Genomic DNA, 22,268 nt, shown 5'->3' with positions numbered 1-22,268 from the left:
TGTTTATTTTGGAACGATCGTTCAAAAATAAATCGATTTTCTCAGAAAATGTTTAGAAATTACTTTCCGTTAGCTTTAATTGGTTTTTTTGGTGTTGAAAAGTGGAATATTATTATGGAAAACGTTGGAGATCTGAAATAACCTCAGGTATCAGAGATGTTTAACACCAATTCTGATTGCTTTCAGGCCAGCTACGCCTTGCAACGCTTCCAGTTCAAGATATTCAAGATCATCATTCACTAAGCCCATTTGCTGAAGATCTCCGATATAGTCAAGGTATTCTTCGGCTTCGCTGTCGCTAAAATATACCAATGCAATTTTTCCCGGCTGGGTCAGGCGCTCGCCGCTTTCCCGCACAAGTGCTTTGTCGATCCGTTTTTTGATAATTTCATACCGGATATTATAAGCACCTTCCACATCGAATCTTCTTTCGTCATTTCTAAAATTGATGTTGATCGGATTTGAATGAATAAATATTAGCTGCGTAGTTTTCAGCGGACGCGGCAGTTGGGGCAGCAGCTTTTCAGTAAGCCTGGTAATTTCGGCCATCGACGTGAGCTGCCACAAACGAAGATTTCTCAGATAGACGCTATCAAAAGGTTTTTCAGGTGCCATCGATTGCCCGATGTACATGTCGTACTCAATACCATCCGTCCTGAATTTCTCAAAATAAAACGGATAAGCTGATTTCAGCGCTTTCTGAGCGTTGTCAATGTAATTTGAAACTGACGAGTTTATCTGTTGAAGTGACGATTCCAGCTTTCGCCTGTTTTCAAAAACCAGACCGTCGGTTTCCGAAAGTGCTTGAAAATAGAAATCCACAATGTCTTTTGTCATCGGATATTCTTCCCTGATTTTTAACAGATAAGGATTAACTTCGGCAGCCAGAAACCTGTTAAGTGCAAGCTCATCTTCCGAAGAAAGATATCTGTTTATTTCAGTCGCCCACCGGTCACATGCACAAACAAATGTGTCGGTTGTCTCCAGCTCAATCATTTTTTTGATCGAATGAAAAGTGTTCCCGAGAAGTGACAGCTGATTTTTAATGTCTTCACGAACGGCGCGATTTCTTTCAAAAGTCGAATTTCTGATATCGATCGCTCCATACAGAGGATGCACTTTTTCAAACGTAACGGTCTCGATTTCGGCATTTGTCGAGCTCATACTCGTTTCAAGAAAATTCCATGCAGCTTCATTAAATTTCCATTGCACCGATGGCTGCAAAGGCGTGAATTTGTCGCGAATAATATTCTCAATTTTGGCATTGAATTCATCCGTGCTATATTTCAGTAGCTGTGCAATCAGCGGCAATGCGGTTTGGATCCTGGAAAATATTACATCGTCAAGCTTAATCCCATGTTTTGAAAATACTTCCAGAATTCCTGCCACTTTGTTGTTGTGAAAAACGGGAACAAACGCAAATGAGGTTATGCCCGCAGATTTCAAAATATTAAGCAAAGGCTGTTCCAGTACCTCCTGATCATTGATATGGTTGAAAACAGCAGTCTGAGGATTCGTATAATATTTATTCACAAGCTGATTAAATCCTTCCTCTGTTATGCCAAATTTTTTCGCAGCCTCAACGATCATGCTCTGCGAACATTCAGCATTTGCAAACACATATTTGCCATTGATCTGATAGGAGGGTATCAAGCCAAAATCAACGCGGTCGTCGCCAGCCAGAGTTTTCAGTGCCTGAATGATCGAATCATTGGATTCCGTCTCGTAATTATGGTTAACCAGCGCTTCTTTAATAATCTCGGTCGCCCGTTGAATCGTGACATCGAGTAAGGTTATTACAGAAAAACCTTCAAAGCGAAAACGGTTTAGCGGCAGAATATTTTCAAGAACTGTCGTATCAGCACCCTTCTGAAGATAAGGTTCAATCGTCTTGTAATCCAACGCAGGTAACTTTCCATTCAGCTGAATATCAATAAACCGCGTGTCAGTATTGATGTTATAAAACTTTGGCAGATTTGTGACTGCGTCAGTATACTCAAACAAAATTTCGTTTTTGATGTGCGAAGGGATATTGTAGAGCCTTTCCAAAATCAGCCGGTACATAAACTGGATTTGCTGCGTTTTATAATGCTGTACCGGACTAAGATTTAAAGCCTGACCAGCTGCCGTTTTATTAGCTAAAAAATTGTAAAATCCGTCGGTACTAAAAAAAATCTTATCAGGAACGGGAGTGCTCAACGCCCAGAAATGCTCTTTTTCATTCGTTGCCAACGGTGTCAGGATCATGTAAACGAGCTCCATCAGCTCTTTATACCGCGCAGAATCCCGGGTTAAAACGGATGTTCCATTACCTTTTATTTCGTTTTCAAACTTATCAATCACGAACCTGTAAAATTCCGATTTAATCGCTGGTTCGTCTTTTAGCATTTTTTTCAAGTGAGCAACAAATGGCTTAAAAGACAAAGCAGATTCCGTCAGGGCAGGCCTGAAATCGTTGTTTTTGATTTCGAGGGCTCCTTTTAAAGAATTCGGGCTGATATTTGATTTTGCCAGGTACATGTCCTCTCAAATGGTATCTTAATACTGATAATTACTTTCAAAACTAAACTTCGCTTCACCAATCCGGCTATTTGAGGATGAGTTCAGAAAGCACTTTTAACTGGATTTAATAGATAATCGATATTATTGAATGATCGTTCCAGATGTCAGGGTTAATATTGAAAAAAGATTATTTTTCTTTGTTTTATACTATTTAAAATGAAATTATGCTTAAAATTCACATCCAAAGTCTTCAAACAGGTAATTTTTGTAACTAATGGTTATAATTAAGATACTATCAAAACAGGTACATGTTCCGCTCTGGCTTCTATTACCATATATGGTTTTTTATAAGGGATACTAAATTTTTGGTGCGATCACCGGCTGAAATTAAGAGACATATTTCCAACATCGTGGCTGTATTTTTTGTCAGACCCATTTTCCTTTACGGTATTAAATAAATAGTAGCGATTTAACAATTGAGACAGGAAAGATTCTTTTGAAAAATACATGGTCAGTCTGGAAAAGCACTGGCGTACTTAAATAAAGCCGCGTTGCAAAAACAGCTCAATTTTGAACTTAAACAAGAGTTTTTGTAGTACAAACAATGTAATATAGAAAATATTCTACACTAATATCAAAAACATTCTATATGATATAAAAAGTAACCTTTGTAACTTTGTAGCGTTCTTATATACAATTATGTATTAATGTACACAATTTTCTTTCCCGGCTTCGGGTTGGTAATATAAAAACGTTGAGTGTATTACATAAGACCTGCTATGATTTCACAGCAGGTCTTCTCTTTTTTATTGGTTTTGGGAACATATTGATAACACCATCAATCTCAGCAGCATCGAACCTGGAACATAAAAACTTTTTTACTTGCGTCAGGCAGAAAAATACCGGGCATAATCCTTTGCAAACTGATCGAAACGAATCGGTTCTTTTCCTGTTGCTTCCATGATGCCAGATTTTACGTCTGAGGCTTCGCCGGCTTTGTAGTGCGCATAGTCTTCCACCAAACCTTCCGCCTGCCATTTGGGAAAGCCAACCTGTAACAATGTCTCATGTAACATATCGGGTGTGATATCGATAAATTTTATTGTCCGGTCCGTTGCCTTAGACAGTTTTTCAGCAATTTCTTCATGCGTAAGTGACTCCGGACCGGTAAGATTGTAGATTTTTTAATTCCTTTTTCAGACAAAAGTTTAGTAAGTTCCTTTCCGATATTTCCTGTTGCTCCGGTGACCAGGATTTTTGAGAATGTTGTAGTTGACATGAGACAAATGTTTTTCCCGAATGATTTATTTCTGTTACAAATGTACCCACGCCTTATTTTTAAAAATTGTAAGAAAACGAAACATCATTGCAAACCTGACCGCCAGGTGATTTGAGCTGACTTTCTTCGTAGTTTTGTTATAGAAATTACTATCAGATAAATCCGTTAAATGGATCCAATTGGCTTACATATTGATGTTGGCGCACCGCTTAATGAAGTGGTAAAACATTTGTATTGCATCCGGACGCCTGAAAATTTTGATACACTGGTTCAGCGTTTGTCTCCGAACCTGGAAATGATGCTGGTTTTTAATTTTGGAAAACCTGTTCGTATCTCGTTCGGCGATGGAATATTTCAGGAACAACGGATGGAGAAAATGGCTGTTATTGGGCCGCTTCGTAAAATGCTCAATTATGAAGTCCTCCCTGACACCAGCCTGATTGCCGTTGTATTTAATGCTGATGGATTTTATCGTTTGTTTCAATTGCCGGTAGATAGTCTTAATGGCGAAACTGTTGTCGATCCGGATGAGCTTTTGGGTATTTCGGGGTTTAGGCAACTATGGGAAGAGCTTGATAAGTTAACGGGACTGGAACAAAAAGTTGATTTATTAAAGGAATACGGGCGTTCGTTTATTCAAAATACGGAAGATGCAAGTGTCCCCTTATTAAATGGAATTGGATATTTTCAGCAGGAATCTGTGCAGCCTGTACGCGCGATCGCAATGGATTCCGATCTGTCGGAGCGCACAATTCAATTAAGATTTAAAAAATATCTCGGATATTCGCCAAAGGAGCTTTTGCGTTTTATCAGGTTCAAAAAGGTAATCAATCAAATCCTGCAAAATAAAAATAACCAGGTAGATTGGTATGGCCTCATTGACGAATTTGGTTATCACGATCAGAGCCATTTGATCAAGGATTTTCATCATTACCTGGGAACTACACCTCAAAAATTCGTAAAAGATATTTTAGGGAAAGAATTCTGTGTCAGCAAGGAGGGGAGATATTATTCGTAGGTATCATTAAAACGTTTTGATTCCACCGTAATAATTTTGTTATTGGCCGTTCGTCCCACGTATTTTCTGTTATGGCAATTTTCCAGGTATTCAAAAGCAGCACTAAAAATCAATATTATTATCTTTTAAAAGCTACCGGCAATTCACAGCTTATACTTTCCTGTGATGGCTTTTCTTCAAAACAAACGTGTCTGGACGGAATTGAATACGTAAGGAAAAATGCGGCGGAGGATGTGCGTTTTAAGCGTCAGGACAGTTATCTAAGTTTCACTTTCACTATTGAAAATGACAGTCAGCAGACCGTGGCAAAAAGTGAAAACTATACCTCAGAACCACCCCGCGAGCAAATTATTGAGTTGATAAAAAAAGACGCCGGCTATGCCATTATACAGGATTTAACCTGAGCATCCTATTCAATATTTACTGAAACTGACAACCAGTTTGTAGCGGCATGCCATTGTTATTTTGCTTTCAGCGAGCAACTTTGAAGTTAATATATACCAGATACTAAACGCTCACCGATAAGTAAAATCCTATCCGTACATAAAATCAAAAAGCCGGAAGAAAGATCTCCCGACTTTTTAATTTAGATTATTTTAACCTGAAACGGGACCTCAGAAAGTATAAGTGAAGTTAGCCAGCAAAGCCCGTGGTGTCTGAGGAGCAATGGTAGACCAGCCTTTGTAATATTCTTTATCAAAAGCATTATTCAATTTAAGACCAATACGATAATTATCAGCTTGATAAAATAATGATGCATTCGCAATGGTATAGGCAGGCAGAATAAACTCTCCCGTAGATGCGTAGTTAATGGCGAAACGCTCACTGGCTCCGTTGCAACCTGCCCCGATACCAAAACCTTTTAAGTTTCCGGCTGGTACTTCATAATTTGCCCAAACATTATATAGTGTTTTCGAACCTGCTTCAAGAGGCCTTGTATTCAGAATGTCAAGGTTGTCGGATTTGGTAACCTTGCTATCGTTGTTGCTGAATCCGGCTCTGATATTCAGTCCATTCACCGGGTTGGCATTTACCTCAATCTCAAAACCTTTGCTGTATACTTCGCCACCCTGGATTTTGTTGAAAGGCGACGCCGGGTCGGTGATCACCTGGTCAGTGACCTTGATGTCGTAATAACTTATTGTTGCATTTAGTTTATTTTTGATCAGGTTGGTTTTGATACCAAATTCAATTTGGTTCGCTTGCTCTGGTCTGAATGATTTGAACGTTTGCGGGCCGTCTGCCGGGTTTCCAACAAGCGAAGGAGCTACGTTGGTAAATCCATTTTGGTAATTGGCAAAAACCGATATTTTGTCGACAACCGGCTGGAACATAATTCCAAATTTTGGTGACAATGTAGTCTGATTATAATCATCATCGGACGTAGCGATACTGCCCCGATTGTCAAAATGGTCAAGACGAAGGCCAACCATGACAGATAAATTATTTGTAATATTTAATACATCGGAAGCATACGCACTGTAAATATTATATTTTGATTTCGAATTGGATACAGGTTGCGAAGCCAAAACAGCATCAACGGCTGCCGTAGAAAGTGGATAGGCCCTCGTTTCCAGTGAATCCGCCGTAAACGGATCGTCACCATTCGCACCGCCTTGCGGCGTTACGTTTCCATAAAATGCATAACCGGTTCCATTACTTGTAGAAGTGGCTGAGAAATAATCGAGGCCTAAGACCACCCTGTTTCTCAGCTTACCCACCTTAAAATCGCCGATGAAGTTTTGCTGAATATCCGACGTGCCGGTATATTCATTCTGCTTGTTAAGGAACCGTGAAAATGTGTCGTTTTCAAGAATTCCAAAATCGAACAGATAAGTGTAATATCCTTTCGTCGAAGTTGAACTTTTGGAAACCAGCGTCTGCGACTGCCAGGTGTCTGAAAGGCTGTAATCCATTTCAACCCGGTAATTCTGCGTTGGGTTCTGTAAGGTCAGGTCGTTACTTGTAAATGACAGATTGTAGTTATATCCTAGCTCATCAATATTTTTCGAATGCTGAGGGGCGCTTCTGTTCAGGAAAAGAAACATAGGATTTGTTTGTTCGGCCTGCGTGATTTCTCCGTAAAATGAAAACGACAATTTATTATTCACCTTGTAAGAAAGTGAAGGCGCTACAAAAAAAGATTTCCGGAAACCTGCATCCTGGAAGCTCCGCTCTGTGGCGTACGAAGTATTCAGCCTGAAATATATATTTTTCTCTTTGCTTAAAGCTGCATTAAAATCTCCTGTGATCTGATTTAACCCAAAAGAACCTGTTGTAAACGAAAGTTCGCCTCCCGTGCCAACGTATGGCTTTTTCGTAACCACATTGATAAGCCCGCCATAAGAACTTACTGCATTTCCAAATAACGTTGCTGACGGTCCTTTCAGAACTTCGATCCGTTCAATGTTTGCGGGATTGATTGTTCCGTTGGTCAGTCCCGGCAAGCCGTTCACAAGTTTAGGTTGTACAGAGAATCCACGGAGCGAGAAATAACCGGCTCCGTCGCCGCCCCGACCCGTTGATGTCCATAAGTTTTCTACACCCGTTGCATTTTTTAATGCATCGTCAAAGTTTGTAACGATTTGAGTTTTTAACAGGTAATCCGTCACGGTACTATAAACCTGTGTATTTTCGAAATCCTTCAAAGGCAATTTTGAAACATACGCCGTTTTGCTGCGCGAAAATTTATTATCTCTTTCCCCTTCGATAACGATTTCCCGTAAAATTTCATCGCCTTCATACAATGTTATGGTTTTCAGATCCATTTCATTTTGCGAAATGGTAAATGGCAATTCTTTTGTTTTAAACCCCAGTGAAGAAATTGATACAACATAATCACCATCATTAATATTGAATATTTCAAAGACGCCAGCTTCATTGGTGTGAGTGCCTTTGCTGGTATTTTTAATATGAATGGTAACGCCGGGTAAAGTATTTTTCGAGTTATCTATCACGATTCCTTTCAGACTGCCCGTCTGAGCAAAGGAATAAGATGAAAGAAGCACGAAGATTGGAATGGATAGAAGATATTTCATTTATGTAATTTAGAATTAGAATAATTAACTTGGGTGTGCAAATGTATCGTGCGTTATCTACTCCTCCAAACTATTTGTAATATTTCGTTATCTCATCACTGAAATGTCTGCTGGCTTTTAATATGGTTTTGAAACAAAAAGAGCTGCATACCATAAGCGGTACGCAGCTCCTGAAAAGAATTTAATCGCGATCAAAAAATCTTGGTCTGGGCTCATTTGGCATAATAAACAGGCAAGTTGATGCCCTTTTACCAGCTGATCACCCCAAATCATTTTCGATTTATAAATGATTAGAAAATTCCAATGTAGTGATTTCCAGCTTTATTAACCAGTTTTGCCCCTTTTGTAACGGCACCGGTTTTGCTGTTGATCACATAGATATTTCCGTCTTTTCCTACCGGCGTTACGGCGACATAAACTTCGTCTCCACTCACCAAAATTCCCTGATATTGACCAAAATCCAGATCAGCATCGTATGGAAGATCTACTTTTGTAGCTGTTTTTGCATTCAAATCAAGGCGGGCAACGAAGCCCTGGTTCGATCCGTCATGCGTATAAAGTGCATAGGCAATACCGTCACCGGCATATCTCCAGCAATCTACATAAACGTCTTTTACGCCAAGTGCCGCATCCAGGCTGAATACGTATGCGTTGTCGTATTCATTGTTTTGATTTATTTTAAGAATATGGGAGCCCTTTGAATCTCTCTGGGTTGCCTGATAAATGTTTCCATCCGTTCCAAGGAACGAATTGAAGCTGCGGTATCCGCTGTTATCTCCGAATCCAACCGTTGAAGTAATTACTTTCGGATTTTCCAAAGAAGGATAATCAACAACCACAGCCTTCGAGCCCAGTCTTTCAAATGTGCTTTCTGTCAGACCTGTTGCAGGATTTCTTTTCTGCATCCAGGTGCCGATGATCAATTTATTTTGTGCTTTGTTCAAAACAGGTGCATCAAGACGGAAAATATTATGTCCTGCAAGTTCCTCCGCAGCAGTTAACGGAATCTGATATTGTTTGTAACCCGAGATCAATACTTCCTTTAAGTTCAATGCCAACACTGTTGCAGTTCCGCGATAATATTGGAAAGGCGCTGTCGGAGTAGGGCCTGTTGTCACATTATTAGCCTGGATATTTGCTACGTTTACAGCAATACCTGTTTTGTCGCCATCGAACAACTTGACCCAGCGGGGAGAAGTACTTGCGTATTGTGAGATATTAACCGTCACATCTTCTTGTGTAAATTTTCCGGCACCCTCTACTTTATATCTTGAAAATTCCCCGCCGTTATCACCCGTATAGGCGATATTGAAAAGAGTGTTACCGTCTTCTGATGATTGCAAACGGGCAGTTCTGTTCGATTTTACGGCATATCCATTGTCATATACACTAATCGAGATATCAGGATTTTTCGCATCGGCTTTGCTTACAGAGTAAACCATCGTTCCACCATTTCCGTCACCGGGAGTCGTTCCCATCAATGCGCCGGCAACCGTGATCCAGCGATCTTCCGTAGGTTCGGGTTCGGGGGTATTTATCTCAGTATCATCGTTGTTACAGCCGGAAAGTGTCGCAGCCATCAATAGGCCGCTGAATACAAGCGCATTTAAAAATTGTTTTTTCATTATGGATAAGCGTTAATTAAAAATTATTTATAGCGTAATTTAGTTTGAGATAAAATGCTCTTCCGGGTTTCTGGACAGCAAAATTGTCGTAGGCCTGTTGGTCAAAAATATTTTTCAGGTCGGCACTAACGATGAATTTTTTGTTTGGGAAAACGTAGCTTACCCCAATGTCCTGGATATATTGGCGAGGCGTTCTGAAATCCTCAATGTCAAGCCAGGTGGTATAAAACCGCTCAACAAATCTGAATCCGTAATAAATATTTAGTATCGAGCTTTTTGCCAAAACGTCTTTTACTGCATATTGAACTGAGGCATTGGAAGTAAAAAATGGCTCGTTGGGCAATTGCTTGTTATAATAATCGTATTCTCTCCCGTTAGCGTCGTACTGTGTATTGAAAACAGAGTTGAATTTTGACAGATTGAAACTGACGTTGAGGTTTTTATTAAAGGTATAGTTGGCTTCCGCCTCAAAACCGATTGCTTTTGTTTTGCCAAGATTTTCAAAAGGGTCAGTCTGCACGGCATCGTTAAGTCTTGGATTAACACGGCGGACGATTTTGTCTTTTGTATCACGTAAAAAACCAGATAATCCGAATGAAAATTTATGCCTTTCGAGATTGTAAGGACCCGCTCTAAATCCTACATTTAAGTTGTTGCTAATTTCCGGGCGAATACCAAAATTCTCTACGATGTTCTCGCCAGGACTTCCAAATACTTCTTCTTCTGACGGAAGCCTCACTGCTTTTTCTGCGGAGGTAAGCAGGTATAAGTTCTTTTTAATTGCATAGGAAAAAGCTGCTCCGTATCCCGTTGTGGTTTTATTGCTCGCAACTCTGTCCTCCCGTCGTGTATTTTCTCCGCCAACCACAACCAGCACGGGATCCATCCGGTCGATATTCTGTTGATAGTATTTTCCGAACAGACTGGTTCTTAGTTTTGCATCAAAAGCTTTAAGTTCATAGGCAACTGACGTAATATTTTTTGTCAGATCTCTCGTGCCGATGAATTCTCTTTCTCTTTCCGAGCGCATAAAGTCTTGCTCGTTTCTATCGATTGTGTAAAAAATATGGTTGAGGACCAATCTGTGATTTTCTGTGATATCGTAATTGAATCCACCGCGGGCCGTGGTCACGCGACGGTTGATGTGATTCATCGTAGGTGCACCTTGCTGTGCGCCGGCTGGCCGTAATATAGGATCGCCATTGAGTCCGAGGCTGAGTTCGCCAAACCAGTTGTAGTTCCATTTCACAGTATCAATCACCACTTGTTTTCTGCTGCTTGACATCCCGCTCAACGTTGCTTCAAGCCCTTTGATCAGAAAATTTTTCTTGCGGTAATTAACACTGAAAATGTTTGCCTGAGACTCTGTAAACCTTCCTTTGTACGGTATCGACATGTAAGTGCCATGCTGGATTTCATTAAAATCACTTGACCCGTTAAACCCTAAAAAGAACTGGTCAGCCCATTTTACGTCTGTGAACCCAATTTCAACCTGACCGCCAATCGACCGATAGGCGTCATTGAAGCGTTTGGCCCTGACATAATCGTATCTGCCGTTAGGTAAAATATTTCTTACAAATTTCCCCCAAACTTCGTAATCGTTGTCTGAGTAATTATAAAATCCGGATCCTTTGACAGTCAAGCCGTTTTTGTCATTCCGATACATACCCGTTAAGCTGGATTGAAGCGTATTGAAGGAGCCGTAAGAAATGGAAGCAGTCAGATTATTATTCATCCCCTTTTTCAGGATTACATTGATTGCGCCTCCAAGTGCGTCATCAGCAAGGTGGGCAGGGATCACGCCCTTATATACTTCGATTCTTTCGATATTAGATGGAGGAATACTATTCAAGCTGAAAGAGGCTCCGTAAGTGGAGATTGGAATCCCATCTATGAAAATGCGAACGGAGCCGCCGGACATTCCGTTCAAATTATAGGTTACAGCAGATCCTAAACCACCATTCTGGCGGACTCTGATACCGGCCGACCTGTCCAAAAGTTCATTCGTTTGAATATTCCTGGTTGCTACTTCTTTGGTATCGATTACGTTCACAGCGAAACCCTGGGTTTCAATTTCTTTCTTCTCCGTTTTCTGTAAAATTTGTACCTCGTTAAGATCAAATGCGGCTTTTTTTACCAGAAGATCCAGGTTGTGATGTGCTTTGTTAACATGAATCTTCACACTTTTTGACTCAATCTCTACTGAGGTCGTCAGAATTTCCTGATGTCCATAAGGGACATTTTTTAATTCAAAAACACCCCGGTCGTCGGACATTGTAACGAGATTTGTACCTGCTAATCTTACCGTCACGTGACTGATATAGTCGCCTCCGTTCTCTTTAACCTTTCCCTTTACTGTTGCTGTTTGGACAGGCTTGGTTTGCGCAAAAACTAAATGGTGAAGAATGAACAAGAGGAATAAATAAAAATATTTCATAAGTATTGATAAGGAGTGTTTTTAACACATCGGGTAAAATTATTTGTATGGATAAATCGCAATTAATTATTTTAAACTAGACCTATTCTAAGTTGTGGTCTCTAATTTTCCCATGTTGCTTTTTTTAATTACCGTGGTATGTTTTGATTAGTTATCCTATGGAAAGCATAGGTTTGGAAATTTCGAGGCCGAAAAGTATTAAGGACGGGGGTAATAAACTAGTTAATTCCTTCTCGCGTCATAAAAACTCCCGATAACGTCAGTTGTTAAAAGTCATCATTTGAGGTTGTCAGGAAGCAGCCAAATAATATTTTATGACGGAAATTCGGTGCGTATTGTTCAACAAGTTCCTCAATTTTGGCAGTTGTTTCAGCAGTAATATTATGAGAATGCACTGGGTATCATAAACCGTTACGGCAATCCGATAACTTTACAAATTCTGTGAAAAATGTGCAGAGAGGGCATTTGTCAAATCTAATTGCACTAAGTTTTTGAATTTTAGCAGGAATAATTCTTCCAGCAAATATTTGTTTTGAAAAAATGATATCCAGAAAACTGTGCACTTTTACCTTGGGTTTCCTTAAAATAAATGATTGGCAAAGTTTTGGTATAATATGTTGCTTTGAAATCCTTTCGTGGTTTCATGTATACGATTTTAACATAACTTCATTAACATGTCTGAAACAATCAAATCGACTCTTCAAAATCCAGTTGATAAATATCCCCAGCCACCATTCAACAAGCAGCCGCAGCAAGTGCCAGGACTGGCTTCCAAGATGGATCCAAAACCTGATCACGGTGAAACTTCCTATAAAGGATCCGGGCGGTTGGCCGGCAGAAAAGCGCTGATAACCGGTGGAGATTCTGGAATTGGCCGTGCCGCGGCAATTGCTTACGCCCGGGAAGGAGCTGACGTCGTTATCAATTATCTGCCATCGGAACAGTCTGATGCAGATGAGGTGATCGCGCTTATTGTGGCTGAGGGACGGAAAGGGTATGGGATCCCCGGGGATATTACAGAGGAATCTTTCTGTAAGGAACTTGTGGAGCAGGCGGTGCAAAAACTGGGCGGTCTGGATATACTGGTTAACAATGCAGGCCACCAACAGGCGGTAGATTCCTTGCTCGACCTGACTTCGGAAGGTTTTGACGAAACAATAAAAACAAATATTTACGCCCCCTTCTGGATCACAAAGGCAGCTTTGCCGCATCTGGAGGCAGGGTCAGTTATTATTGCCACTTCGTCTGTTCAGGCATATGACCCATCGGATAATTTATTCGACTATGCGCAGACCAAAGCTGCAAATGTTGCTTACGTCAAATCGCTGGCCAAGCAATTGGGGCCAAAAGGCATTCGTGTCAACGGAGTTGCGCCAGGGCCGGTCTGGACTCCCTTGCAAGTGAGTGGGGGACAGCCACAAGACGCGATTGTGGAATTTGGAAAAGTCACGCCTTTGGGCAGACCAGGTCAGCCTGCGGAATTAGCATCCATATTCGTACAGCTTGCAGCCGAAGATGCAAGCTTTGCGACAGGGCAAATCTACGGTGCTGCCGGTGGAAATGGCCATCCGTAACGAATAGATGATCAATACAAAATAAAGCACGGCGTGAGCCGTGCTTTATTTTTATATCGGATAATAACGATTGTTATCAGAAAGGCAAAGGTCTTATAATGATGCAGTTACGCATCGGCTTCCTGCTTCTCAGGCGCCACCAAATCAAGACGATAAATTTCCATGATGTTTTGAAGAAGTTTTTTAAAGTCGATATTCAGGTCGATTAATTCTCCTGTATGCACATCAAAAACCCATCCATGGACAGTTAAATCACGATCGCGCTGTGCTTTTTGCACCTCAGCTGTTTTAATTACATTGATACACTGTTCCTGAACATTCAATTCTACCAACCTCTTATAGCGGGATTCCTCATCGTCAATCTTATTTAATTCGTCTTTGTGCATGCGGTAAACGTCACGAATATTTCTAAGCCACGGATTCAATATTCCCAAATCACCTGATTTCATCGCTGCCTGGACACCACCGCAATAATAATGTCCGCAAACGACTATATGATTCACTTTAAGATGCTCAACAGCGTAGTTGATAACAGACATGACACTCAAATCTGTATTGGGAACCATGTTGGCAATATTTCTCAATACAAATGCTTCGCCCGGAGCGATTCCCATCAGTTCTTCGGCCGAAACACGGCTATCGGAACAACCAATGTATAGAATGTCGGGAGTCTGGCCTTTGGAAAGTTCGCTAAAATAGCTTGGTTCAACATTTAGCTTCTTTTGAACCCAGTCTTGATTATTTTTAAAAATTTGTGCAATATCCATTGTAATAATTTTTTTAGATAAAAGGTATTTTAATCATTACTTAACATCAACTTACAGGATTTATCTGTAAACATTTTTCGCTATTCATGCTAAAAAACTATACCCGCATTAAGTCACTCAAAATAGCCATAAGACTAATAATTCTCCCTTAAATAATGAATACGTTAATTTCACAATATCCGATGCTGTTTCATAGTAATCAAATAAATTTTAGAAAATATTTCACAATTGACCAGCAATCACCCGGAGTTTTATAAAACTGTGGGGATCGTCTGAGTTGTTAAAACCAATCATTCGAAGCACTTTTTAGTTTCCGGTAAATTCAAGGTTTTGGAATTGTACTACTCAGCTCGTCATAATATTTGTCCACCAATTCCGGTAAATTCGTGATTCCTAATTTTCTAAATAAGATCGACTTGTGGGTTGCTAAGGTTGAATTGGCAATTCCCAGTGAGTAGGCAATAGAAGACGTAGATTGTCCCTGAATTATACCTTGTGCAATTTGAATTTGACGCTTACTAAGTGTATAAATCGGGCTGGCAGACCATTTTTTAGGACTACCAGTCAATGTTTTGCTCTTTTTTAAGTTCGCCGTCAGGGTTTCCTGCGCCATTTGTTCCATTAAGCTAAGACACAAATGTTGACGTCCGTTTAAAACCGATTGGATAGACTGAGCAATTTCATCACAGCTGGCATTTTGAGTTAAAAAACCATCGGCACCAGCGAGGAGGCAATCCAGGGCGTCAGAATATTTCAAATATCGGGCAAAAACTAAAACCCGGGTTTTGCTATTCTGTGTTTTGATTTTTTCAATTAATGCCGTTGCTTCTTTTGAAACTGAGCCTATGATCACCAGGTTAAACTGATCAGACTTAAGGTTTGTGAGATTGGAAGATTGTGGCGACAAGCTATCGAAGGACGTTACACGACCGACGTTCTCTTCTATAATTTCCCCCAATCCAACTCTAACTACATAACTATTTTCAATAAATAAAATTTTAATCTTTGCCATAATCTATAAAACTCGAACGGATATTGTGGAAGGTATTGGTAAGCAGAACTGCGCATTGCAGTGGGTCTGGCTTTGCATTAATGTGAGAAGTGGTAAGCAGCATCACTGTTGTTAGTCTGAACTTACTTAATGCCTCGCCGCGATGCTTAGGCAATCAGTCGGGTCTACTTAAACTAAAAAGGTTTCAAGTTCCTTCGGATTCAGTGGTTTTGATAAAAAACCGGAAAGCAAAGGGTGGCTATTCGCTTTTTGTAGTTCATTGTGATCTATTGATGAAGACAGCATAATGATGGTGAAACGTCGGCAGAACTCTTCACCACGCCTGGCAAGAGAATCTAGAAAGTCCCATCCGCTCAGTATAGGCATATTAATGTCTAACAAAATAATGGTTTTGATATCTTCTGTTTCAGTGATCACCTCTTGCTGAATGGTTTCCAATGCAATTTCAGGGTCTGAATAAACCTGAACTTCTGCATCCGGATTGAGTTTTAGCACACCAAATTTAGCGATCGTATTGCAAATTTTGTCGTCGTCAACCAACACGAAACGTGTTGGAATCAATTTATCGTTGTTTTGAGATTGGGTCATTGTTGTTATAAATTCTAAAATTAAATAGGAGTAAGGTGGTTCATTTAGGGCAATCGGAAGAAAATCCGGATGAAACTAAATCACTGCATTCTATGGATTACGGACTTTGCTATACGATAATGTGTGCTCAACGATCTCTGGTCGCATCATAACTAATTCGGTTTATTCCAAAGCAGTGCCGCTCAAATCGGTGAAAAGCGAACTAAACTTGCGAGTTCGATCGAATCGTCTGATCCATGCAACGCTTGTTCACATTAAACCTTGTTTGCATTAACACTACAATATATTTCTTGCGGCATTTCACAATTTCTTAAAGCGAATAATAAATGTAAAAGCTCGCAAGTGGCCAATAATTTTGGGGCAATTGATATTGTAAAAACATGAATGGTCGGATGAAAGCATCTTGTGTTCAGTAAATAAGGAGCTTGATCGTGTGACAAAGTATATCTACAATTATCGTACCAATCATCTAACAATGTAGAATTATTTCTATTATTTTTGAATAGATATGGCAATAGGTGCGGATATTTACAGTCACAACAATTAGTGTGTCTTGAAGGGGCCTTTCAAAAAGCTTGTATCATCACAATTTTATTTCGCCTCAATATTTAATTTACAACCCACGTACAACTTCCAAGTTGGTGCAGTTGATTAATTTAGCCCCATATCTCTATTGCAATAAGTCATTTGTGATTGTCAAAGTATAATCGACCCGGTGACAGCCATGGTCGGGATCTGTGGGATTATGTTTGCGTTTTTCCCAAAGTGAATCCTGTACGGGATCCTGGCGATATATAATATTTTTTTTACCGTCCACCATGGTATACAAAGAAAAGCTGGAGAAAGTGTTGGTCGGCCGAGGAATAGATCCGAACATTGCATCCTGTCCGAGTAATACGCGTTGTTTATTAATGACCTGCGTAAAATCAATTTGGTTATTCAGTATAGGTGCCGAAAATTCGACCAGGAAATTTTGATCTGTTTGATTATCAAGATAGTAGAAACTTGCACCAACACATTCATATATTATGTTATCCTCTTTTGCTTCCCTACAACCAATAGCAAAGACTAAATAAAGGCAAATAATCAAATTTTTCATGGTCGAGATTAACGAGTTCATACTTCAAGTATTCAAAACATGCATGTTGACGATATCAGGGAAATAAAACCGCAAGTTCCTTATTTCAAACTACAAAGTGTGCAATTCGATTTTGCAGATTCCAATTCGTTCTCGACTGCGCTCTTCACTCTTTTGAGAAGTACAATTTTATCGTTGTACACCAGGGTATTTTGCGCTATCATAAAAGCACGTTGCTGATTGCCGGAATCATCAATACGTATCATTACATCCGGATGAACCGGGCAGGTGAAGGCCGCTTTGGCTTTGAGAATTGACATCCGGGCTACGGTGTCAATGTATTCCGTAAAATTATCCATGATGATGAAGTTTTAACTAACCCATGAAGTTAGTTTGTTACTTCAAAACATTTTAATTTTTTATGTGATGTTTTGATTAAATTATACAGAAGAAATGACCCGCCAGGTCACAATCACTAAAATGCAGAGGGTAATCCAGGCCATCATCGAAGTTAATTTTTCAAAACTGGAACAACTACTCCCATCGGGTCAGCTTTTTTTTGAAGTGTTCTAATAATAGGACACAACCTGATATCGCGGAAACTATTTGCTAATTGAAAATTACGGATATTCAGACATGCGAAATCATTTGCAGCAACTGAAAAATTGAAATGGCAAACACTTTGTACTCGTTCATGAGTTTCAGGATGGCATAAGAGATATTTATGCCATTCTCTGAGGTTTACATAGCTAAGTCCACCTACGATGTTACTCCAACGAACATGCTTTTTTAGGTGCAGGCAGCCTCAACAATCGGCTGCCTGAAACACCTTTGTTTATTGCGCTATTTGCCAAAGCGATATCCAACAGAAAACCTTAGCACTCTGTTTTTGGAAGAATAATCATCTATTGTCATGGCAGACACGTTTGAGAGCCCGAGATCGTATGATAACCCGACCTGGATCATATTGAACTCTACACCTGCTCCAAAAGTTGCCCCTACTTCCATACGTTTGTACATATCATCTTCGCTTGATCCCCAAATTACTTTTTCATCAACTTTTTGGCCGCCAACGTCTCCTTTGATTTTCCCAGATAAGCCGATGCCGAGGTAGGGGCCCGCGGTGGCGAAGATTCTCATATCATTTTCCATCTTTTGAGAAACTTTCAAATTGACAGGGATATCGATATAGTTTAGCCGAATACTGGCATCAATGTCAGTACCCAAAATACTCTGGTTGTATTTCGCCCCTTTTTGATCGAATAGAACTGCTGGCTCAACAGCGAGCCAGGTGTTGATCGGAAATTCTACTGCCATACCAACATGGAAACCAGGATTCATGTTGTAGTCGGGATTGATACCCCCGCCGCCTTTCTCTTTGACATTGCCGAGATTTAAACCGGCTTTGGCGGTAAATGTCTGAGCCTGCACTTTTGAAATGCATAAAGTGGCTGCAAGCAGAAGTAGATAGGTTAATTTGTTTTTCATGGGATTGATGGGGGAGTAGATATAATTTAAAAAATTAAGCTGCAAACCATACAGAGAAACTTGCCCAAGTTTTTTTTGAACTCATTTGTATCCGTTAGTCAACAGCGAAATATAATGAATATTCTAAGTTAGATTTTACAACTGAATGTTAAGTTTCTAATATTTAAATTATTCCGATTATTCTTATGTAAACTCGTCAGCCCAGCACCCAAGTAAAATATACCTGGCTAATTCTTTTAAGAGTAAATTAATATCTATGCGTTACACCTTCTTCAGTCGTTGGATAATTTTCTTTTTACTTCTGGCATCGGGCCTGCTGGCTTATGGACAAAAGACAGCTGTACTTACCGGAAACGTGACAGATGCCACGACGGGGAAACCCATGCCGTTTACCCACGTTTACGTAAATGGATCAACGCAAGGGGCGATTACCGACGAACGTGGCTTTTACAGGTTAACAGGCGTGCCACTGGGTACGGTTGAAATCGCTGCTTCGTTTGTTGGTTATCAGCCTTTTTCTCAAAAAATACGATTTGAAAATACATCTCCGCAAAAAGTCGATTTCCGGCTGCAAGCAAGTGAACAGATGCTGGATGCCGTAACAGTAAGGGGCAATTCGAAGCGGTCGGAAAAACTTTTACGCCAGTTTAAACAGCAACTTTTTGGCGAACCATTTGGCAGACAGTGCCTGCTTGTCAATAGTGAAGTTCTCAACTTTAAAGAAGATAAAGATAATCTGTATGCGACGGCTAATGAGCCGTTAATTATTGATAATCGGGCCCTGGGATACAGGCTAATCTATGATTTGCAACACTTCGATGTTACTCCGTCAGGGAAGGTTTATTTTGCCGGTACTGCCCGCTTTGAAGAACTCAAACCTGAAAGCGAACGCCAGGCCGACCAATTCCGGCGTAATCGGCTGACGGCCTACAGAGGATCTACCCGGCATTTGATGAGCAGCTTAGTAGACGGTTCTTTCGAGCAGGCTGGCTTTCTGGTTTATCAGGAAGATGTCACTAAGCAAATCTCTGTCGAACGCAGGAGCATTACACTAGCTGCCGCGATAAAGGAATACAATCGTTTGGTCCCCATCCAGATTGAAAAATTGATTCAACCAGGCCGGTTAACGAACGAACGCAGATTGGTTTCGCCCATGAAACTCATTGTGTTTTATACGAAAGCATCCTCGGCCTTCTCGCCTTATCCGGATGCCCGATACGCCTATACAGAAATAAAACTGCCCGGTGGGCAGATGCAAATGACTATTGATGGGGTGATTACGATGGCTGAGGGTATGGAAGCGGAGGGCTCAATGGGTGATGACAGGTTATCTACGATGTTACCCGCTGACTGGAAACCCCAGGGCATTGAGCAGGAGCAACTTGCTACCGGACCATTGGCTACTCTTGGAAAACTTGCGCCGTCTGATACCTGCCTTCAAAGTATCAGTGCGACTTTCGATGAGCGATTCAAGTTGCTGGCTCCAACAACGTTTGTGCACATTGATAAACCTTTTTATGCCACTGGGGACCGGGTCTGGATGAGCACCTACTTACTCGACGCCACTAGTCACCAGCGGGTCGGTGGTGAAACAGCTATGCATGTCGACCTGCTTACATCAACAGGGAAACTGGTTCAGCATCAGTGGGTACATATTATTGACGGACGCGGCCAGGGCAATTTTCGTCTGTCTGATACGCTTGTGACAGGAATGTATCGTCTACGCGCCTATACCGATGAAGATGATGGGCAGAGACGTCCCGCTTTCGAACGGTCGGTGGCGATCCATAATTTGTTTCGCAGCGAAATAGCAATGCATAATGATTCTGTTAGTCAGCCTTTGGATATTCAGATTTTGCCAGAAGGCGGTCGCTGGATTTCAGGATTGCCAGCCCGTCTGGGTGTTAAAATTGTACGGTTCAATGGTCAGGGGTTTTCCACTGAGGGACGTATTGTTGACGATTTGGGGGGTGAGGTAGTTCGTTTTAAGACCAATCACCAGGGAATGACCAGCCTGGTAATGGAGCCTATGGCGCAGCGAACATACTACGCAGACTTAACCTTCAATAACCAGGTGCAACACGTTCCTTTGCCTAAACCCGAAAACGATGGCCTGTTGCTTTCAGCCGATGCGATCAGCGACACCACCCGTCTGGTATTGGCGATTACGAGTTCTCGACGTACCGCTACTGACTCAGCGTACATTCTGATTCAGCAACGTGGCGTGTTAGTCGATCAGCGAAAAGTTTTTTTGCAAAAAGGGGTGGCCAGGATAAGTTTGCCAATGACGGGCTGGTTACCTGGTCTTGCGCAAGTCACCCTTTACGATTCAAAAGCTAAGCCACAATGTGAACGAATGTTTTTTGTATCAGATTTTATTTCGCCGGTTAGCGTGACATTGAAACTCAATAAGAACAAATATCTACCCCGTGAACAAGTTCTTCTGAGCGTCAATCTGAGCGATAACGGATCACCTGCGTCGGCGGCTCTATCAGCGTCGATTACGGATATGAGCAAGGTACCTGAGGATGCTGCCAACGCTATGCTGCCAGCGCATCTGCTCCTAACAGGAGAACTGCGGGGACATATCGAAGAGCCCAACCAATATGTCATGAACCACGGAACAGAAACCCGTAAAGCACTGGACGACCTGCTGCTGACCCAAGGCTGGCGAAGGATTAGTGGCACGCCGGAAGCAGATTCGCTCGGTGGGGTATCGCTTGGCGGCCGCATTTTGAATGCAAAAAATCAACCGATACCTGGCGCGAAGATTATTGTCGCGTCCACAAGCCCGGGACAATCGTTCTTAAAATCGGCAGGCGCTGACGAACAGGGACGCTTTCGGCTAGGTGGAATGGCCATTGCGGATACAGTACAATTAATGCTTCAAATCGCGGAGCATAACGGAAAAAAAATGTCTGCGAAAGAAGCCTTTCTGGTTGAGGAAGGTTCTGGCAAACAATGGGAATTTGGTAAAATGGCTACTCAGCCAAACTGGCCAATGCTGGAAGCGCAACTGATGGCTGCACGGATACGACAAGATGCAGATACCGATCTTTACCGGGAGAAAACAGCTGAGCTGCTAAATGAAGTGACTGTTCGAGTGCAGAAATACAAGGAAAGGCCTGAAGATATTCAAATGCGTAGTCTGCACAATAATGCCGATGCTGTGCTCACGTTCAATGAAAAATCGCCAAAATACTCAAATCTATACGAAATGATTCAGGGGAGATTTGCGGGCGTGACGGTCGTGAGAACGACGTCAACGCCGGGCGGTCCACCATCTCCCCCGGGATATCAGGTTTCCATTCGGGGAATGAATAGCTTTAAAAGTGGAACACAACCATTGTTTTTAATGGATGGGGTGCCAGTTCAAGACCCCGATAGAAACGCTTTGATGAATTTTAATCCAAGCGATATTGAACGTATCGAAGTCCTTAAAAATGCTGGTACAGCCGGTATATATGGGGTTCGGGGCGGTAATGGTGTTATTGCTTTTTACACCAAAGGTGCCAGGTACATGCAGGAGGGACCAGATCATAGCGAGGGGATAACGCCGATTCAAATCATTGGCTATCCAAAGGTGCAACGTGAATTTTATGTGCCTCGCTACGACATTGAGGGAACGGCCGGCACAACTTCCGGCCGTGTTGATGACCGGGATGTGATTTACTGGAAACCAATAATACAAACTGATAGTCAGGGAAACAGCCAGCTGCGTTTTCCCCTTTCAGACGTAGTACGAACGCTACGCGTTGTAATTCAGGGTGTCACATCTGACGGTCGTCCAGTGCTGGGCGTAAATTTTTTACAGGTTCAATAATGTCGTGAATACATCCCGGATATCGTAATTTTGTTCTGA

At 41.3% G+C, this 22,268-nt stretch carries 16 protein-coding genes; 4 read left to right on the top strand and 12 right to left on the bottom strand.

Annotated features, from left to right (window positions below):
- Positions 1 to 150: 150 nt before the first annotated feature.
- The 3 genes from AC1XUO_RS23165 to AC1XUO_RS23155 form a co-directional block, all read right to left on the bottom strand.
- On the bottom strand, positions 151 to 2,520 hold the full coding sequence (locus tag AC1XUO_RS23165) for a GAF domain-containing protein (protein WP_483332214.1): 2,370 nt from the start codon (positions 2,518 to 2,520) through the stop codon (positions 151 to 153).
- Positions 2,521 to 3,389: 869 nt separating this feature from the next.
- Positions 3,390 to 3,578 carry a hypothetical protein gene (locus AC1XUO_RS23160; RefSeq protein WP_483332213.1) on the bottom strand — a complete coding sequence of 63 codons (189 nt, stop codon included), beginning with the start codon at positions 3,576 to 3,578 and terminating at the stop codon, positions 3,390 to 3,392.
- A gap of 23 nt (positions 3,579 to 3,601) precedes the next feature.
- Positions 3,602 to 3,781, bottom strand: a complete 180-nt coding sequence (locus AC1XUO_RS23155) for a hypothetical protein (RefSeq protein ID WP_483332212.1) — start codon at positions 3,779 to 3,781, stop codon at positions 3,602 to 3,604.
- A gap of 169 nt (positions 3,782 to 3,950) precedes the next feature.
- Between AC1XUO_RS23155 and AC1XUO_RS23150 the strand changes: the two genes are divergently transcribed.
- Both AC1XUO_RS23150 and AC1XUO_RS23145 read left to right on the top strand, forming a co-directional pair.
- Positions 3,951 to 4,799 carry a helix-turn-helix domain-containing protein gene (locus AC1XUO_RS23150; RefSeq protein ID WP_483332211.1) on the top strand — a complete coding sequence of 283 codons (849 nt, stop codon included), beginning with the start codon at positions 3,951 to 3,953 and terminating at the stop codon, positions 4,797 to 4,799.
- A 71-nt stretch (positions 4,800 to 4,870) separates the two neighbouring features.
- Positions 4,871 to 5,203 (top strand): YegP family protein, encoded by a 333-nt coding sequence (locus AC1XUO_RS23145; protein ID WP_483332210.1) that lies wholly within the window; start codon positions 4,871 to 4,873, stop codon positions 5,201 to 5,203.
- Between the two features lie 210 nt (positions 5,204 to 5,413).
- Here the strand turns inward: AC1XUO_RS23145 and AC1XUO_RS23140 are convergent, their stop codons facing one another.
- The 3 genes from AC1XUO_RS23140 to AC1XUO_RS23130 form a co-directional block, all read right to left on the bottom strand.
- The gene (locus AC1XUO_RS23140; protein WP_483332209.1) at positions 5,414 to 7,837 is read right to left on the bottom strand and encodes a TonB-dependent siderophore receptor; all 2,424 of its coding nucleotides are present in this window, start codon (positions 7,835 to 7,837) and stop codon (positions 5,414 to 5,416) included.
- A gap of 290 nt (positions 7,838 to 8,127) precedes the next feature.
- Positions 8,128 to 9,462 carry a hypothetical protein gene (locus AC1XUO_RS23135; RefSeq protein WP_483332208.1) on the bottom strand — a complete coding sequence of 445 codons (1,335 nt, stop codon included), beginning with the start codon at positions 9,460 to 9,462 and terminating at the stop codon, positions 8,128 to 8,130.
- 16 nt (positions 9,463 to 9,478) lie between these two features.
- On the bottom strand, positions 9,479 to 11,899 hold the full coding sequence (locus AC1XUO_RS23130; protein WP_483332207.1) for a TonB-dependent receptor: 2,421 nt from the start codon (positions 11,897 to 11,899) through the stop codon (positions 9,479 to 9,481).
- Between the two features lie 674 nt (positions 11,900 to 12,573).
- Between AC1XUO_RS23130 and AC1XUO_RS23125 the strand changes: the two genes are divergently transcribed.
- Complete coding sequence (locus AC1XUO_RS23125) at positions 12,574 to 13,473, top strand: SDR family oxidoreductase (RefSeq protein WP_483332206.1); 900 nt, start codon at positions 12,574 to 12,576, stop codon at positions 13,471 to 13,473.
- A gap of 107 nt (positions 13,474 to 13,580) precedes the next feature.
- On the opposite strand, the gene AC1XUO_RS23120 is transcribed toward AC1XUO_RS23125, so the two are convergent.
- The 6 genes from AC1XUO_RS23120 to AC1XUO_RS23095 all read right to left on the bottom strand — a co-directional run bounded on the left by AC1XUO_RS23120 (position 13,581) and on the right by AC1XUO_RS23095 (position 18,406).
- A complete protein-coding gene (locus tag AC1XUO_RS23120) occupies positions 13,581 to 14,240 on the bottom strand; it encodes a carbonic anhydrase (protein WP_483332205.1) in 660 nt (219 codons plus the stop codon).
- A gap of 322 nt (positions 14,241 to 14,562) precedes the next feature.
- Positions 14,563 to 15,252: a LuxR C-terminal-related transcriptional regulator gene (locus AC1XUO_RS23115; RefSeq protein WP_483332204.1), complete on the bottom strand. Its 690-nt coding sequence runs from the start codon at positions 15,250 to 15,252 to the stop codon at positions 14,563 to 14,565.
- A 168-nt stretch (positions 15,253 to 15,420) separates the two neighbouring features.
- Positions 15,421 to 15,840 carry a response regulator gene (locus AC1XUO_RS23110; protein WP_483332203.1) on the bottom strand — a complete coding sequence of 140 codons (420 nt, stop codon included), beginning with the start codon at positions 15,838 to 15,840 and terminating at the stop codon, positions 15,421 to 15,423.
- Positions 15,841 to 16,510: 670 nt separating this feature from the next.
- Positions 16,511 to 16,939: a hypothetical protein gene (locus tag AC1XUO_RS23105; RefSeq protein WP_483332202.1), complete on the bottom strand. Its 429-nt coding sequence runs from the start codon at positions 16,937 to 16,939 to the stop codon at positions 16,511 to 16,513.
- Between the two features lie 80 nt (positions 16,940 to 17,019).
- The gene (locus tag AC1XUO_RS23100; RefSeq protein ID WP_483332201.1) at positions 17,020 to 17,277 is read right to left on the bottom strand and encodes a hypothetical protein; all 258 of its coding nucleotides are present in this window, start codon (positions 17,275 to 17,277) and stop codon (positions 17,020 to 17,022) included.
- Positions 17,278 to 17,761: 484 nt separating this feature from the next.
- On the bottom strand, positions 17,762 to 18,406 hold the full coding sequence (locus tag AC1XUO_RS23095; RefSeq protein ID WP_483332200.1) for a porin family protein: 645 nt from the start codon (positions 18,404 to 18,406) through the stop codon (positions 17,762 to 17,764).
- Positions 18,407 to 18,662: 256 nt separating this feature from the next.
- Here AC1XUO_RS23095 and AC1XUO_RS23090 point away from each other — a divergent pair, with 256 nt between their 5' ends.
- Positions 18,663 to 22,229, top strand: a complete 3,567-nt coding sequence (locus tag AC1XUO_RS23090) for a carboxypeptidase regulatory-like domain-containing protein (RefSeq protein WP_483332199.1) — start codon at positions 18,663 to 18,665, stop codon at positions 22,227 to 22,229.
- Positions 22,230 to 22,268 lie beyond the last annotated feature (39 nt).

The sequence above is a fragment of the Dyadobacter sp. HNCC25DJ186 genome (assembly GCF_056895235.1).
The sequence above is the reverse complement of the archived record's forward strand: the minus strand, read 5'-3'. Positions and strand labels throughout refer to the sequence as shown.

What these genes read in the sequence shown, in the direction of transcription:
- AC1XUO_RS23100 (WP_483332201.1), bottom strand. Translation starts at nt 17,277, where the DNA reads ATGGATAATTTTACGGAATACATTGACACCGTAGCCCGGATGTCAATT.
- AC1XUO_RS23090 (WP_483332199.1), top strand. Translation starts at nt 18,663, where the DNA reads ATGCGTTACACCTTCTTCAGTCGTTGGATAATTTTCTTTTTACTTCTG.
- AC1XUO_RS23165 (WP_483332214.1), bottom strand. Translation starts at nt 2,520, where the DNA reads ATGTACCTGGCAAAATCAAATATCAGCCCGAATTCTTTAAAAGGAGCC.
- AC1XUO_RS23160 (WP_483332213.1), bottom strand. Translation starts at nt 3,578, where the DNA reads ATGTTACATGAGACATTGTTACAGGTTGGCTTTCCCAAATGGCAGGCG.
- AC1XUO_RS23130 (WP_483332207.1), bottom strand. Translation starts at nt 11,899, where the DNA reads ATGAAATATTTTTATTTATTCCTCTTGTTCATTCTTCACCATTTAGTT.
- AC1XUO_RS23110 (WP_483332203.1), bottom strand. Translation starts at nt 15,840, where the DNA reads ATGACCCAATCTCAAAACAACGATAAATTGATTCCAACACGTTTCGTG.
- AC1XUO_RS23115 (WP_483332204.1), bottom strand. Translation starts at nt 15,252, where the DNA reads ATGGCAAAGATTAAAATTTTATTTATTGAAAATAGTTATGTAGTTAGA.
- AC1XUO_RS23120 (WP_483332205.1), bottom strand. Translation starts at nt 14,240, where the DNA reads ATGGATATTGCACAAATTTTTAAAAATAATCAAGACTGGGTTCAAAAG.
- AC1XUO_RS23145 (WP_483332210.1), top strand. Translation starts at nt 4,871, where the DNA reads ATGGCAATTTTCCAGGTATTCAAAAGCAGCACTAAAAATCAATATTAT.
- AC1XUO_RS23155 (WP_483332212.1), bottom strand. Translation starts at nt 3,781, where the DNA reads ATGTCAACTACAACATTCTCAAAAATCCTGGTCACCGGAGCAACAGGA.
- AC1XUO_RS23150 (WP_483332211.1), top strand. Translation starts at nt 3,951, where the DNA reads ATGGATCCAATTGGCTTACATATTGATGTTGGCGCACCGCTTAATGAA.
- AC1XUO_RS23125 (WP_483332206.1), top strand. Translation starts at nt 12,574, where the DNA reads ATGTCTGAAACAATCAAATCGACTCTTCAAAATCCAGTTGATAAATAT.
- AC1XUO_RS23095 (WP_483332200.1), bottom strand. Translation starts at nt 18,406, where the DNA reads ATGAAAAACAAATTAACCTATCTACTTCTGCTTGCAGCCACTTTATGC.
- AC1XUO_RS23140 (WP_483332209.1), bottom strand. Translation starts at nt 7,837, where the DNA reads ATGAAATATCTTCTATCCATTCCAATCTTCGTGCTTCTTTCATCTTAT.
- AC1XUO_RS23135 (WP_483332208.1), bottom strand. Translation starts at nt 9,462, where the DNA reads ATGAAAAAACAATTTTTAAATGCGCTTGTATTCAGCGGCCTATTGATG.
- AC1XUO_RS23105 (WP_483332202.1), bottom strand. Translation starts at nt 16,939, where the DNA reads ATGAAAAATTTGATTATTTGCCTTTATTTAGTCTTTGCTATTGGTTGT.